The 14011-nt window shown below is 66.7% G+C and carries 13 protein-coding genes; 8 read left to right on the forward strand and 5 right to left on the reverse strand.

Annotated elements, in window-relative coordinates; genetic code table 11:
- Positions 1 to 4 precede the first annotated feature (4 nt).
- The gene (locus OYT95_RS17805; RefSeq protein WP_268792094.1) at positions 5 to 1618 is read right to left on the reverse strand and encodes an amidohydrolase; all 1614 of its coding nucleotides are present in this window, start codon (positions 1616 to 1618) and stop codon (positions 5 to 7) included.
- A 325-nt stretch (positions 1619 to 1943) separates the two neighbouring features.
- On the opposite strand from OYT95_RS17805, the gene OYT95_RS17810 reads away from it, so the two are divergent.
- The 8 genes from OYT95_RS17810 (at position 1944) to OYT95_RS17845 (ending at position 8875) form a co-directional block, all read left to right on the forward strand.
- The gene (locus tag OYT95_RS17810; RefSeq protein WP_112301484.1) at positions 1944 to 3311 is read left to right on the forward strand and encodes an MFS transporter; all 1368 of its coding nucleotides are present in this window, start codon (positions 1944 to 1946) and stop codon (positions 3309 to 3311) included.
- Between the two features lie 21 nt (positions 3312 to 3332).
- Positions 3333 to 3977 (forward strand): GntR family transcriptional regulator, encoded by a 645-nt coding sequence (locus OYT95_RS17815; protein WP_112301483.1) that lies wholly within the window; start codon positions 3333 to 3335, stop codon positions 3975 to 3977.
- Positions 3978 to 3994: 17 nt separating this feature from the next.
- Complete coding sequence (locus OYT95_RS17820; RefSeq protein ID WP_037236101.1) at positions 3995 to 4807, forward strand: carbon-nitrogen family hydrolase; 813 nt, start codon at positions 3995 to 3997, stop codon at positions 4805 to 4807.
- Positions 4804 to 5481, forward strand: a complete 678-nt coding sequence (locus OYT95_RS17825) for a DUF2848 domain-containing protein (protein WP_268792095.1) — start codon at positions 4804 to 4806, stop codon at positions 5479 to 5481. The genes OYT95_RS17820 and OYT95_RS17825 overlap by 4 nt, the downstream gene beginning before the upstream one ends.
- Position 5482: 1 nt before the next feature.
- Complete coding sequence (locus OYT95_RS17830) at positions 5483 to 6940, forward strand: pyrrole-2-carboxylate monooxygenase subunit (protein ID WP_037236099.1); 1458 nt, start codon at positions 5483 to 5485, stop codon at positions 6938 to 6940.
- Between the two features lie 6 nt (positions 6941 to 6946).
- Positions 6947 to 7294 carry a cupin domain-containing protein gene (locus tag OYT95_RS17835; RefSeq protein ID WP_016884597.1) on the forward strand — a complete coding sequence of 116 codons (348 nt, stop codon included), beginning with the start codon at positions 6947 to 6949 and terminating at the stop codon, positions 7292 to 7294.
- Positions 7295 to 7301: 7 nt separating this feature from the next.
- Entirely contained in the window at positions 7302 to 7826 is a 525-nt protein-coding gene (locus OYT95_RS17840) for a flavin reductase family protein (RefSeq protein ID WP_112301482.1), read from the forward strand.
- A 353-nt stretch (positions 7827 to 8179) separates the two neighbouring features.
- Positions 8180 to 8875 (forward strand): GntR family transcriptional regulator, encoded by a 696-nt coding sequence (locus OYT95_RS17845; RefSeq protein WP_245973389.1) that lies wholly within the window; start codon positions 8180 to 8182, stop codon positions 8873 to 8875.
- A gap of 115 nt (positions 8876 to 8990) precedes the next feature.
- On the opposite strand, the gene OYT95_RS17850 is transcribed toward OYT95_RS17845, so the two are convergent.
- The 4 genes from OYT95_RS17850 to OYT95_RS17865 form a co-directional block, all read right to left on the reverse strand.
- On the reverse strand, positions 8991 to 10139 hold the full coding sequence (locus OYT95_RS17850; RefSeq protein WP_268792096.1) for an ABC transporter ATP-binding protein: 1149 nt from the start codon (positions 10137 to 10139) through the stop codon (positions 8991 to 8993).
- Positions 10140 to 10151: 12 nt separating this feature from the next.
- Positions 10152 to 11963 carry an ABC transporter permease gene (locus OYT95_RS17855; protein ID WP_037236092.1) on the reverse strand — a complete coding sequence of 604 codons (1812 nt, stop codon included), beginning with the start codon at positions 11961 to 11963 and terminating at the stop codon, positions 10152 to 10154.
- A 66-nt stretch (positions 11964 to 12029) separates the two neighbouring features.
- A complete protein-coding gene (locus tag OYT95_RS17860; RefSeq protein ID WP_245973390.1) occupies positions 12030 to 13094 on the reverse strand; it encodes an ABC transporter substrate-binding protein in 1065 nt (354 codons plus the stop codon).
- A 5-nt stretch (positions 13095 to 13099) separates the two neighbouring features.
- Positions 13100 to 13981 carry an amidohydrolase family protein gene (locus tag OYT95_RS17865; protein ID WP_037236090.1) on the reverse strand — a complete coding sequence of 294 codons (882 nt, stop codon included), beginning with the start codon at positions 13979 to 13981 and terminating at the stop codon, positions 13100 to 13102.
- Between the last annotated feature and the right edge of the window lie 30 nt (positions 13982 to 14011).

Here is a 14011-nt window from a genome sequence, read left to right on the forward strand (position 1 = left end):
GATCTCAGTGCACCTGCTTGCCGCCCAGCCAGGTTCGGGTCACGGCGAGCTCGCTGAGCGCCTGCGCGGACGACAGGTCGTAGGGGTCGACCGGCAGCTGGATCATGTCGGCCCGCATTCCCGGCCGGAGGCAGCCCCACAGGTTCTCCTCGAATCCCTGATAGGCGACGCCGGCCGAATATGCGGCGAGGGCCCGTTCGAGCCCGACGCGTTCGCCCGGCAACCATCCCTCCGTCGGTATGCCGGACGGGGTCTGGCGGTGGATCGCGGTGGCAATTCCCTTGATCGGCTCATAGGCGGTGATGGGCCAGTCACTGCCGAAGGCCACCCGGGCACCTCGCTCGGTGAGGGTTCCGATGCGATATTGCTGCGCGCTCCGGTCGTCCCCGATCCGCGGAATCGTCAATTCCGTCATCAGGGCGTCGAGCTGGGCCCACAGCGGCTGAAAGTTGGCGACCGCCCCGAGCGACGTGAATCGGTCGAGGTCGTCACCGTCGACCAATTGCAGATGCGCGATCGTGGCGCGCCGATCACGCGAACCATTGCTTCGATCGACGTGCTCGATCGCATCGAGCGCCATGCGCACCCCGGCGTCGCCGATGGCATGGATGTGGATCTGGAACCCCAGCCGGTCCACCTCGGCCGCGGCCCGCGACAGTTCGTCCGTCGTCCAGTTGCTGATGCCGTGGGAGTGCGGACAGTCCGTGTAGGGCGCCAGAAGCGCTGCCGTACCGGCCTCGATCACGCCGTCGGCGAAGAACTTGACCGTTCCCGCCCTGACCGCGTCGCCGCCCCGCTCCTCGACCTTCCGCCGCGCCAGGGCGAACGCCTCCCGGTCGGCCTCCCAGCTCTCCGGCGTCGCACGAAACGCGAGGTTGGCACGGGTGGACAGTCTCCCGCGGTCGGCGGCAGTCAGCCAGACCTCGACGTCGTCGAGTTCGGTCCACGCATCCTGCACCCACGTGATACCTGCGGCGGCGAGCATCGTCGACACCGTCGCCAGCGCGTCGACCCGATCGTCGAGGCTCGCATCCGGCACCAGCGCGAGAACCGGATTGATCGCACCCCATTCGCGCAGGGTCCCGAGCAACTCACCGTCGGCCGTCCGCACGATCTCGCCGCCCGCCGGATCCGGGGTGTCCCGACTCAGTCCGGCACGTCGCAGCGCTGCACTGTTGACCCAAGCCGTGTGGTGGTCCATCGTGCGCAGGACCACCGGCCGGTCCGGAACCACGCTGTCGAGCCACGTGGCCTCGAAACGCCCACCCTCGGCGAGCGTCGGAGAAACCCCGTCCCCGAATACACACCCGGCCTCGGGGTTCTCGTCCGCCCACCGGCGCACCTCGCGCAGGACGTCGTCGACGCTGCCACAGTCGCGAATCGAGGCACCGCGCAAACCCAGCCCGCCCATCAGCGGGTGGACGTGTCCGTCTCCGAACGACGGCAACAATGCGCCCCCATCCAGGTCGATCAGTTCGGTGCGGCTCGACCGCATCGCACGAGCCCGCTCCCCCAGAGCAACCACGCGGCCGGCGGCCACGGCGAGCGCGTCACTGACGGGCCGGTCGGGATCACCGGTGCGCACCGCGCCTCCGACGACGAGCAGTTCGGCGTCCACGGGACCTCCTCCAACTAATCGAATATGATTCGATTAAGCTAGGTCGTACACGGGCCGGCGTCAAGAGACACTCAGTCGCGGACCGGAATCCGCGAATTCGAACCCCTCTTGCGGATCGTAGACCGGTCGTATACAACTGGTGCACGGCCTTTGCGTGATCGGCTTCACAGTCGGAAAGGCAAGAAAAAAGTGGGCTCGGCGGCTGTTGGAGCAACCACCGAGCCCAGGCAGCACCATCTGCGCGACCGTTCGAGTCGCCTACTTGGAGGTAGGCGCAAGGACGCGCAGCTCGTCACGTAGCGACGATTCGACCTAGGAGTCGACTATGGCAACCGCCAACAACAAATCTATCAATCGCAGACCACACACCAGCCTGCCCGTCATCGCAGGTTCGAGCCTCGCCGGCACAGCAGTCGAGTGGTACGACTTCTTCCTGTACGGAACTGCGGCGGCGCTGGTGTTCAACAAGCTGTTCTTCCCCACCGAAGATCCCCTGGTGGGCACCATGCTCGCGTTCGCCACCTACGCGGTCGGCTTCGTGGCGCGCCCCCTCGGTGCCGCGGTACTCGGGCACTACGGGGACGTCAAAGGCCGGCGGGCCACCCTCATCGCCAGCCTGATGCTCATGGGAGTGTCGACCTTCCTCATCGCCTTCCTGCCCACGTACGCCTCGATCGGCGTCGCCGCACCGTTGATCCTGGTGCTTCTGCGGCTGGTGCAGGGTTTCGCCCTCGGTGGCGAGTGGGGTGGGGCAGTTCTGCTGGTCTCCGAACACGGCGACTCGAAGAGACGGGCGTTCTGGTCCGCATGGCCCAATCTCGGTCCGCCGCTGGGCAACCTGCTGGCGGCCGGGGTGCTCGCCGTCCTCGGTTCGGTGCTGTCGGAGGACGCGTTCCTGTCCTGGGGATGGCGGATCGCGTTCGGGCTGTCGGCCCTGCTGGTGATCATCGGCCTGGTGCTGCGGCTGTACGTCGCGGAGACCCCGCTGTTCGAGCAGTCCCGGGAAACCGCGACCGCCGAGAAGAAGGGCATGCCGCTCGCCGCGGCCGTCCGGGGACACTGGCGCCAGATCCTCCTCGCGGCCTTCACCCGCTTCGGCGAGAACGCCGGCTTCTACATCTTCTCGCTGTTCGTCATCACCTACATCACCCAGATCCTCGAACTCGAGCGCAGCACCGGATTGAACGCCGTCATGATCGGTATGGTCGTCGCCCTGGTGACGATCCCGATGTTCGCCGTGCTCGCCGACCGGATCGGCCGACGACCGATCTACATCGGCGCGTCCGCCGCCACCATCGTGTGGGCGTTCGTGTTCTTCGCTCTGCTGGACACGAAGAATCCGGCGGCGATCACCCTCGCGGTGGCGGTGGGACTGCTGATCTTCGCGGCGTACAGCGCCGTGATCGGCGCGTTCTTCTCCGAACTGTTCCCCACCGAGGTCCGGTACTCCGGAGTGTCGCTGGCCTACAACCTCGCGTCCGTCCTCGCCGGCTCGCTGGCCCCGATCATCGCGATCGCGCTCTACACCCGGTTCGGCACCGGATACGCCATCGGTGCCTACCTCGCCGCCATGGGAGTCATCTCCCTGATCGCCTCACTTCTCGCGCGGGAAACGCAGTCCGTGGATCTCGCGGCCGTGGGCGACGAGGCGGCCTCCCGGACGCCGGAAAAGCCGGCGTCCGTCATCTCCTGACTCTCCTCGAAGGGGCAAGCCATGACGACATCGAAGACCACCGGGGCAACGGCACCGGAGCTGGCCTACGAGTGGCTGAAGAACACCATCATCACACTGCCCCGCGACGAGGAGATGTTTCTGTCCGAAGCGCAGGTCGCCGCGTCCTCCGGAATTTCCCGAACTCCGGTGCGCGAGGCGTTGTTACGCCTCGAGGCCGAAGGCTTCATCCGGCGAGTGCCCCACAAGGGTGCCTTCATCCCGGCATTGTCCGACAGTGACGTGGAAGCCATCATGCAGGCCCGGAGGGTGGTCGAGGAATGGTCGGTCACCGAAGTGGCGCCCCAGCCGGGCCTGGTACCGGACCGGCTCCGCATTCTCCTGGACCTGCAGGAGAACGACACCGACCCGGTCGACTTCATCGCGCACGACCTCGAATTCCACACGGCCATCATCCGCGCGGCGGGCAATCCACTGATGAACACCTTCTACAGCTCGCTGCGGGACCGCCAGATGCGGATGGGCATCCGCATCGTCATGGCCGACGAAACCCGCAAGAAGCAGGTTCTCGTCGAGCACCACGCCATCGCCGACGCGATAGCGGCAGGTGATCCCCACGCCGCGGTACAGGCGGTGCGGGAACACCTCGACACCACCCTGCAGTCAATGAAACAGCCGAATATCTAACGGCACGAAGGAAACCCATGAAGATAGCCCTGGCTCAGCTGGCCAGCCCCGATTCCGAGACCCCCGCGCATCGACTCGAGCGCGTACGCAACCTCCTGACCGGACTCGACGAGCGAGTCGACCTCATCGTTCTGCCCGAGCTGTGGCGCGTGGGATACAACCACTTCGACGACTACTCCGCCGCCGCGGAGACTCTCGACGGCGGTACCGTCCAGGTTCTGGCATCCGTCGCCGTCGAACGGCAGTGCTACATCCACGCCGGCAGCATCGTCGAACAGGGCGAGGAGGGCAGGCTGCGCAACACGGCGGTCCTGATCGGCCCCGACGGACAGGTCCACCACCACTACAGCAAAGTTCACGTTTTCGGATACGACTCCCTCGAAGCGCAGCTCGTGCAGCCGGGGACGCAGATCCACACCACCGACACCCCGTTCGGCCCGATCGCCGCCACGACCTGCTACGACCTGCGGTTCCCCGGATTGTGGACCGAATTGGTCTCGGCCGGAGCGCAACTCGTCATCGTTCCTGCGGCCTGGCCGAAAGCCCGCAAGGAGCACTGGCGGCTGCTGACCTCGGCCCGCGCCGTCGACAACCAGGTCTTCGTGATCGCCTGCAACGCCACCGGCACACACAATTCCGTCGAACTCGGCGGCCACAGCCGGATAGTCGACCCGTGGGGAACGGTGATCGCCGAGGCGGATTCGTCCGAGGGCATCACCATCGCCGAGATCGACCCCGCCGTGGTCGACCGCACCCGCGCCGAGTTCCCGATCCTGAGGGACCGGCTCGACGACTACAGCTTCCTCAACCGCAGAAAGGTCCTTTCATGACCGGCGCCACCACGGAGGTGCTCACCTTCGAAACCCTCAATTCCTCCGAGATCCTGCGTTTCGGCAGCGGCCGAACCCTGGTAGCCGGCTACACCGGCCGGGACGAAGCAGCGGTGCAACATCACATCGACGAGCTCGCGGCCATCGGAGTCGCACCGCCCGCACAGGTGCCGATGTTCTACCCCGTCGAGATCGCGACGGTCACCACCGCGACGCAGGCCCCCGTCGTAGGAACGCACACCTCGGGCGAGGTCGAGCCGGTGATCCTGCGGCACCGCGGGCGGTACTACCTCGGTGTCGGCTCCGACCACACCGACCGCGAACTCGAGACCGTCGACATCGGCGACTCGAAGCGGGCGTGCCCGAAGCCGGTAGGCCCGGCCGTCATCGAGATCGCCGACTGGGCGTCGTTCGACTGGGACGCGTGCCGGGCCCGATCGTGGGTCGACGGGGTCCTGTATCAGGACGGCACCCTGGCCAATCTCCGTACACCGCAGAACCTTCTGCAGATCTTCGCCGACCGGCTCGGCGACACCGGCGAGGACCTGCTCTGCTTCGCAGGCACCCTGCCGCTGCTCGACGGCAAGTTCACCCCCGGTCACCGGTGGGACCTCGAACTCACCCTGCCCGACGGCCGAACCCTGGCCCACTCCTACACCACCGAAGGACACTGACATGCGCACCGGAGCCGACTACCTGGCCTCCCTGAACGACGGGCGCGTAGTGCTCGTCGACGGGGAGAAGATCGACGACGTCACCACCCATCCGGCCTTCGCCCCCGTGACCCGGACGATCGCCGAGATGTTCGATCTGGCGGCGGACGAGGCCAACGGCATGCAGTACGTCGCACCCGAAACCGGGAAGGCGGCCAATCGGGTGTTCTCGATTCCCCGATCGCGGGAGGAGCTCGCGCAGCGGCGGGAGGCGATCGAGCGGTGGGCGAAGCACACGCACGGCTGGATCGGTCGTAGCCCCGATCATGTGGGGACGTTCCTCGCCGCGTTCGCAGCGCATCCCGAGGTGTTCGCGGCCGAGGGTGGGCACGACTTCGGGGCGAACGTCTCCGAGTTGTACCGGCGGCTGCTCGACGAGAACCTCTACGTCTCGTACGCGATCATCCCGCCGCAGGTCTCACGCGCGACGACGGCGTCCGGCTGGGAGGGTGAGTACCTGCAGGCCGGTGTGGTCGAGGAGACCCCCGAGGGCCTGGTCATCCGTGGTTCGCAGATGCTGGCGACCGGCGGGGCGATCGCCGACGAAATCTTCGTCTCGTGCATCAAGCCGCTCGGCCCGGACGACAAGGACTTCGCCGTCGGGTTCGTGGTCCCGACCAACGCTCCCGGTCTCAAGCAGTACGTTCGCCGCCCGTACATCCCGGCCGCGACGAGCTCGTTCGACTACCCACTGACCTGCCGCTACGACGAGCCCGACTCGCTCCTCGTCTTCGACGACGTCCTCGTGCCGTGGGATCGCGTGTTCGTGGACCGCGACACCACCGGTGTCCGCCGGCAGTTCTTCGAGACCGGCGCCCACGTTCTCGGCAACTGGCAGGCCCAGATCCGCTTCGCGACGAAGCTCGAATTCATTGCCGGCGTGGCGCGCCGGGTCACCCAGGTCAACGGGGTGGACAAGATCCCCAGCGTTCAGGAGAAGCTCGGCGAACTCGCCGCACTCGTCAGCGGGGTCCGTTCCGCGGTACTGGCCGCCGAGTACACCGCCGAGCCGGATTCGGCCGGGATGTGGCTGCCGGGCAGGCAGGCCCTGTACGGGTCGATGGGCCTGCAGTCGGAGATCTACCCGCGGGTGATCGCGATCCTGCGCGACCTCGTCGGCGGCGGTGTGCTGCAACTCCCGTCGAGCGTCAAGGACCTCACCAGCCCGCTGACGTCCCGGGACATCGAACACTACGTCCAGTCCCCCGGGGTGCCGTCCGAGGAGCGCGTCAAGCTCTTCAAACTGGCCTGGGACATCATCGGATCCGAATTCGCCGGACGACACCAGCAGTACGAGATGTTCTACGCCGGCGCCCCTTTCGTGGTGAAGGGTGCATACACGTACCGCAACTACGACTACGACAGCGCCGTCGCGGCTGTGCAGCAGTTCACCGACGGCTACAAAGCGGAAAGCGAGTAAACCCTCATGGCCAAGCCCGAATTCGAATTCTTCCCGGTCACCGACGTCGAGTGGACGGTATGTCCGGGTGACGATCCGAAGATCACCGAACGCATCCTCGCCAAGGACCCGGAAGGCAACGTCGCCACCCGGATCCTGCGCTACGAACCCGGCGCCGATTCCACTCCCATGGGCGTGCAGAAGCACGACTTCTGGGAGGAGGTCTACATCCTCGAGGGGTCGTTCACCGACCTGACCCTCGGCGAGACGTTCACCGCGGGAATGTACGCCTGCCGGCCGCCCGGCATGCCGCACGGCCCCTGGAGCACGGACGAGGGCGTCGTCACCTTCGAAGTCCGGTACCACAGTAAGTAGGCCCACGATGACCCTTCCGGCATTCCACGCCCCCACCCCGACGGACATGCGGCGAAGCATGGGCCGGTTCACCACCGGGGTCGCCGTCGTCAGCGCCGACGACGGCGACGGCGACCCCAGTGCCATGACGATCAGCTCCCTGACCTCGATCAGCCTGGACCCGGCAATCCTGCTCGTCTCGCTCACCCACGGCTCCCGCACCACCGAGGCCGTGGAAGCCGCGGGCTCGTTCGCCGTTTCCGTCCTCGGCTCCCGTCAGGAAGCTCTCGCCCGCCGCTTCGCCACGCGGGGCGGCGCCCGATTCGACGACCTGCCCTGCGATCGCAGCCGCTCGGGGCTGCCGCTGATCAAAGATGCTCTGGCCCAGCTCGAATGCAGGGTCCACAGCGCCCACGACATCGGCGACCACCGCGTCTTCTACGGCGAGGTCACCGACATGCGCTGCCGGGAGGGCACCGGCCTGGTGTTCTACTCGGGGCGGTTCGGCGACTTCCACGACTTCGGTCACGACGAGGTCCCCTGGTTGTTCTGATCCGGGCGAACGTGCTCGCCGGCGCATCACTGACGGTGCGCCGGCGAGCACGTGCATTCGCCGTCGGGCTTCTCGTCGGCCGGAGGGTGCACATTGTGTAACAATATGGAGGTCAGTCCGGACCAGATTGATGCAGAAAGGGATCGTCTTGCTGCCCCCTAACCCCGTTCACATCGAGCGCTCGATACGCAACGCGTAATGTTGTTGTACAACATTACGTGGGAGGCACAGATGACGACGCTGTCCATCGCTCCCGGCAACTCCCCCGTACCCGCCCCCTGCCCGCGGGTGACGAGCCCGGCTTCGCGGGGTACACCGCCCCTCGGATCCACGACTTCTCGAGGTGACACACCATGGTGCTAGCTACGGGCACGGGCCCGAGCAACGAGGGCGGCCCGGATTCGGGCGCCAACCGGACGTCGCAGGCGTACCACGATCTGCGTGCCTTGATCCTCTCCGGTCAATATGAACCGGACTCACGCCTCACCGAGTCGGAGCTCACCACGCAGCTCCAGGTTTCACGTGGGACGATCCGTTCGGTGCTCGCACGCCTCGCGCAGGAGGGCTATGTCACCGCCGAGGCGAACCGCAGCGCCCGCACCCGCTCGTTCTCGGTGGACGAGGCGATCGAGATACTGGAGACCCGCGCGGTGCTGGAGGCGGCGCTGGCGGCGAAGGCCGCCGAACGCGCCACCGATGCGGACATCGCCGCGATGACCGAAACCTGTAAGCGCATGTGGGACTGGCAGAAACCGGGCGGGCGCGAGGAATACTGGAACCTCAACCGCAGGTTCCACGAACAGGTCAAACGCGCGGCGCGGCAGTCCACGCTCACCAGGTTCGTCGACAGCCTGCTCTACCCGCTCGTCATGCAGCAGTACCGCGACGCGGACCGCGAGAAGCCGCGGACCGACTCCGTCCGGGAACACGAGGCCATCCTCGCCGCGATCGTCACCCACAACCCGGAGGCCGCCTCCGCGGCGATGCGACACCATCTGTCGTCGGCCCGGCGGGCACTTCTGCTGAAGTTCACCCCCTCGGCCGATTAGTCGGCGCCGCGAAGACCTCCAGGCTGCTCGTGGGTGCGTTGCGACACCCACGTCGCCCGGAGGTCCTCGTCCACTCAGCCCGACACGTCGACAGCACTCTCACGAGTCATGGCCGCTAGGACCAGAGAGCGACCGTCCACGCCGGATCCAGGACAACGGTGACGTCGTCGCCCGGGTGTGCATCGAAGTGTGCATCGGCGTGTGCGCGAAGCGTGACGTCCCCGACGGTGACGACCATCTCCTGGCGGTCGCCGAGGTACTCGGCAGTCATGATGCGCCCCGGGAACCGGTTGGGGCCCGCGGCCTCCCGCGACGCAGTGATGACGCGGATGTTCTCGGGCCGGATGCACACGAATATTTCCTGGCCTGCAGTGGGCGGCGCCGGTGGGGTGGTGAATCTCTCGCACCGCACCACCCCGAGGGTCGTTTTGGCGTCGACCACGCGGTCACGGGAGCCGGCCGGCCGGTCGAGTACGCCGGGGATGAGGTTGGCGCTGCCGACGAAGTCGGCCACGAACCGCGTCGCCGGGGAGTCGTAGATCTCGCTCGGCGAACCGATCTGCTCGATCCGGCCACGGTTCATGACGACGATCGTGTCGGACATGGCGAGGGCCTCGCCCTGGTCGTGCGTCACGTAGATGGTGGTGACGCCGAACTTCTGCTGGAACGACCGCAGTTCGGTGCGCAGTTGTGAGCGCAGTTTGGCGTCCAGGTTGGACAGCGGTTCGTCGAGCAGCAGAACCTCCGGCTCGCACAGCAGAGCGCGGGCCAGCGCCAGCCGCTGCTGCTGGCCACCGCTGAGCTGGGTGGACCATCGGTCGGCGTACTCCGACAGCCCCACCTGTTCGAGCATTGTGAGGACACGCCGCTGCGTCTCGGGGCGGGGGTAGGTCTTTCGGCCGTATCGGAGCGGGAAGGCGGCGTTGTCGAACACCTTCATGTGGGGCCAGATTCCGTAGGACTGCGGCACCATGGCGATCGGCCGGGAGTCGGGAGGGACGTCGCGACCTGCCGCGGCGGAGAAGACGGCCTGCCCGTTCATCCAGATCTCGCCGCGATCAGCGGTCTCGAGTCCGGCGAGGCAGCGCAGCGTGGTCGTCTTGCCGCAGCCGCTGGGCCCGAGCAGGGTGAAGAAGCTGTTCTTCGGTACGGCGAAGCTGACATCGTCGATGACGCGGTTCACCTCGCCGCTGTCGTGGCGGGTGAATTGCTTCTGCAGACCGGAGATCTGTACGGAATGGTCGGTAGCAACGAGTTTCTGCATGTTCACGACACCTCAGATGTGTTTTTGGACGCCACGGCGGTTGACCCACCAGACGGAGACGGCGGAGAGGGCGAGCAGGAGAACTGCGAGGGCGCTGGCCTCGGGATAGTTCGCGCTCTCGCCGATCATGTCCCACAGCAGCACCACGACGGTGCGGTTGTCGGAGCTGGACAGCAGCAGCGCGATGGGGAGTTCGCCGAGGGAGTGGGCGAACACCCACAGCCACGTGCTCGACACCGCGGGGGCGACGAGGGGGAAGATCACCCGGCGCAGCACGACACCCTTCGACGCACCGGAGACGCGGCCCACCTCTTCGAGTCCCTTGTCGAGTTGCAACAGTGCCGTCTGAATCATGCGTGACCCGCGCGGGACGTACCGGGTGGTGAACGCGATGATGATGATCCAGATCGTTCCGTAGATCGGGAAAGGCATGTACAGATAAAGGAACAGCACCGCCATTCCCAGTACCACGGCGGGGATGGCGAAGACCAGGAACGAGATATCGAACAGGGCCCGGCCGATGCGTCCGCCGCGGCTGGCGGCCAGCGCCAGCCACAGGGCGAACCCGGCGGTCAGGGTCGCCGTGATCAGGCTGATCACCAGGGTGTTGAGGACCGCTTGGCTCAAGCTCGGGTTGGTGAAGATCGCGGTGTAGTTGGCGAGGCTGAGCGCACCCAGATTGTCCAGGCTGATCGGTTGGAGGTACGGGGTCAGGCTCGTCCAGACCAGGGTCAGGATGGGCACGATGATCGCGACCAGCACGTAGAGAAAGACGGTGGCGAAGATCGGGATGCGCCAGCGTCCCAGCCGCACCGGCGTGGACCGGTATCCCTTGCCCCCCACCACCTGGAACCGGTGCGACTCGCGGGTCTGGCGTCGGTAGACGGCAATCATCACCAGGGACAGCAGGACCAGCATGATGCCGTACGCGCTGGCCTGGCCGTAGTTGGCGAGTCCCGACGGCGGCTGCAGGGAGGCCTGGATGAGGCTGCTGAACACGTAGATCTGGTCCGGCATTCCGAGGATGGCCGGGATCGCGAATTCCTCGAGCGCGATGACGACCAGCAGCATGCTGGCTGCGGTGATTCCCGGCATCGTCAGGGGCAGAACCACTTTGCGGGTTCGTGTCCACCATCCGGCGCCCGCTGTGGCCGCGGCCTCCTCGAACTCGAGGTTGAGCCGGGCGAACGTCGGCGCGAGCATGATGTACATCCCTGGCACGCCGAAGATTCCGGCAACCAGGATCATGCCCGGTAGCGAGTAGATGTCGATTGTGAACCCGAAGATCCGCTCGATGACGATGGCGATCGGGCCGTTGGTGGGGTTGGCCGCCAGCACCCAGGCCACCGCCATGACCGTGGCCGGCACGGCCATGGGGGCCAGAGTGCTCGGCGCGAGAAAGCGGCGTCCCGGAATGTCGGTGCGTTCGAACAGGTAGGCCAGGCTGACACTGATCACGAGAGCCAGGCCCACGGTGCCGACCACGAAGATCAACGAGTTGAGAGCGACTTCGACCAGGCGTTTCGAGGAGAAGATCGCGGTGAAGTTGGCAAGCGTGAACCCGGGGACCTGGAAGGGCAGCTTCGTCTCGCTGTCCTTGAGACTGCTGAACAACAGCATCCCCAGGGGGAAGAGCATGAGATAGGCGATGATCGCACCGATGGCGATGTTGACGCCGATCAGGACACGGTCCCGCCGATGCGGGTGTACGTCGGTGGGCTCAGGGCGGACGCCGGTTCGCTGTGGGCGAGGGCGGGTGCCGGTGGGCGGGCGTCCGCCGGTGGGCGGGCGTCCGCCGGTGGAGAGCGGGGTGCCGGACTGCATCGCTGAAGTCTCCAAAGGTGAGGGGATAAAGTCTTCTGCTGCCGGTCAGGGCAGCGGTGAGGGCCGTCAGTTGACGTCGGTGCCCAAGGCCTCTTCGACCTCGGGGAAGTATTCCGAGAACTGCTCGTACTGCTCGAGGTTGGTTTCGCCGAACCATTCGACGCCGGCGGCGCACAGGGCGCCGATGACACGGTTGGTTGCGGCGTCCGTGCAGTCGGTGTTGGTGGGGATGGCCGAGTTGTACGTGCCGACCAGGGCGGACTGTCCCTCTTCGGAGGCGAGGAAGGCGGTGAGCAGACGGCCCGCCGCCGGGTGCGGGGCTCCATCGGCCACGAACAGGTAGGACTTGTTGGCGTTCGTCGGGCCCACCGGTGCGACGGCGACCGGCGCACCCTTGCCCTGGTCCTCGAGCACGAGGTTGATCAGGTCGGTGCCGACCGGTGTCTGGCCGGAGACGATGAGCGTGTGGGCTTGCGTGGTGTTCTCGGTGTAGTGGGGATTCAGCTGGGCCAGCCGGGAGGCGTAATCGAGTCCGGCATCGGTGCCGAGGGCCGGATCCTGGGCCCATACGGTCATGAAGGACCCGCGCGACTCGACGCTGAGCTTTCCCCCATCCCAACGCGGATCGAGCAGCTCGTCCCAGCTCGTCGGGATATCGCCGGCGGCCAGAGCGTCGGTGTTGTACGCCCAGACCTTCGGTACGGCCCAGACGTAGACGAAGTCGCCGGCGAAGATCTGGTCGCTCGGCACCTCGTAGGACGCCCAGTCCACCTTCGCCGCCATGGACTGCGACGGCAACACCGTGAGCCCACCTGCGTTGGAGACATCGAAGGTCACGCGCTCCGCGGCCTGCTCCACATTGAGCTGGGTGACGAGGTCCGGAGCCTTCTTGTTCGTGTACCGGACTTCGATCCCGGGGTACTTCTTCTCGAAGGCGTCGATAGCCGGCTTCATCTGCGCCTCCGGCTTCGGCGCAAACCACACGACCTCACCTTCGGCCTTGGCCGCCTGGTACAGCTCGTCGAGATTCTTGGTGTCCGGAACGGCGGGAGGGCCGCCGCAGGCGGACAAGGCGACGGCAACGGCCATGACCGAGGCGGTCAGACAGAACTTGCGCCCAATTCGATTCATGGCAATCAACATTCCTTCGCGCCGGGAGTGACGGCAGGGGTGAGCCCGTACAGCCGGCCGGCGGTGCCGCCGGCGATCAGTTCCAGCTGCGTGTCGTCGAGCGAGGGCAGTTGCTTCTCGATGAGATCGTGAAGTTCGGACAACGACCCGGCCGAGGCGGGGAAGTTCGAACCCCACATGACGTTGGCTGCGCCGAACTTCTCGATCAGCGTGCGGACCACCGGTGCCGCTGATCCGCTTTCGCGCTGTGCGCGCAGGACGGCCGGCGGCGTGAGCTTGATGAAGACCCGGCCCGTCTCCTCGAGCTGGGGAACTCCGGCGGCGCTCGGGTACGGCGCGTCGCCGTCCAGCTGGGGCCGTCCCGCGTGGTCGAGGATCGCGGTGAGTCCCGGGTACTGCTGGAGGAGCCCGGCGAGGATGGGGGCGTGCTTGGCGTGCATCTGGATGCAGACCGGCACCCGGCGGTCGGACAGGAACTGCCAGACCGGCGCCATGCGCTCGTCGTCGAGGCCGCGGCCGGGCGTCGGGACGGCGGTCGTCCCGTCGGCGGCGCGGATGCGGACTCCCGAGAAGCCCCGGTCGTCGATCCAGTGGTGGAGGTCGTCGACGACCTTCGGGGAGAGGAAGTCCACCGAGCAGACCCCGCTGAGGCGGTCGGCGTGCCTGGTGAGCTGATCGGCCACGTAGTTGTTGTCGAATCCGTAGACCGTGGAGGCCTGGACGACGACGAGGTGGTCGACGGCGGCAGCGTCGGCCGCGCGCAGGAGTCCGTCGATGTCGGTGGGCCGTTCCTGCGACCAGGTGGAGCGGTGGCCGCCGAGAGGATCTGCGGGGTAGGAATCGGTGTCGGGCGAAATGATGTGGGTGTGTGTGTCGACGGTGAACATCAATACCTCACGGCTGGTAGGTGGCGGGGG

Source organism: Rhodococcus sp. JS3073 (genome assembly GCF_026810085.1).
Taxonomy (GTDB): Bacteria; Actinomycetota; Actinomycetes; order Mycobacteriales; family Mycobacteriaceae; genus Rhodococcus_F; species Rhodococcus_F wratislaviensis.

Coding starts and splice junctions, on each gene's coding strand:
- OYT95_RS17860 (WP_245973390.1), bottom strand. CDS start 13,094: ATGAATCGAATTGGGCGCAAGTTCTGTCTGACCGCCTCGGTCATGGCC.
- OYT95_RS17830 (WP_037236099.1), top strand. CDS start 5,483: ATGCGCACCGGAGCCGACTACCTGGCCTCCCTGAACGACGGGCGCGTA.
- OYT95_RS17835 (WP_016884597.1), top strand. CDS start 6,947: ATGGCCAAGCCCGAATTCGAATTCTTCCCGGTCACCGACGTCGAGTGG.
- OYT95_RS17810 (WP_112301484.1), top strand. CDS start 1,944: ATGGCAACCGCCAACAACAAATCTATCAATCGCAGACCACACACCAGC.
- OYT95_RS17845 (WP_245973389.1), top strand. CDS start 8,180: ATGGTGCTAGCTACGGGCACGGGCCCGAGCAACGAGGGCGGCCCGGAT.
- OYT95_RS17865 (WP_037236090.1), bottom strand. CDS start 13,981: ATGTTCACCGTCGACACACACACCCACATCATTTCGCCCGACACCGAT.
- OYT95_RS17840 (WP_112301482.1), top strand. CDS start 7,302: ATGACCCTTCCGGCATTCCACGCCCCCACCCCGACGGACATGCGGCGA.
- OYT95_RS17820 (WP_037236101.1), top strand. CDS start 3,995: ATGAAGATAGCCCTGGCTCAGCTGGCCAGCCCCGATTCCGAGACCCCC.
- OYT95_RS17825 (WP_268792095.1), top strand. CDS start 4,804: ATGACCGGCGCCACCACGGAGGTGCTCACCTTCGAAACCCTCAATTCC.
- OYT95_RS17855 (WP_037236092.1), bottom strand. CDS start 11,963: ATGCAGTCCGGCACCCCGCTCTCCACCGGCGGACGCCCGCCCACCGGC.
- OYT95_RS17850 (WP_268792096.1), bottom strand. CDS start 10,139: ATGCAGAAACTCGTTGCTACCGACCATTCCGTACAGATCTCCGGTCTG.
- OYT95_RS17815 (WP_112301483.1), top strand. CDS start 3,333: ATGACGACATCGAAGACCACCGGGGCAACGGCACCGGAGCTGGCCTAC.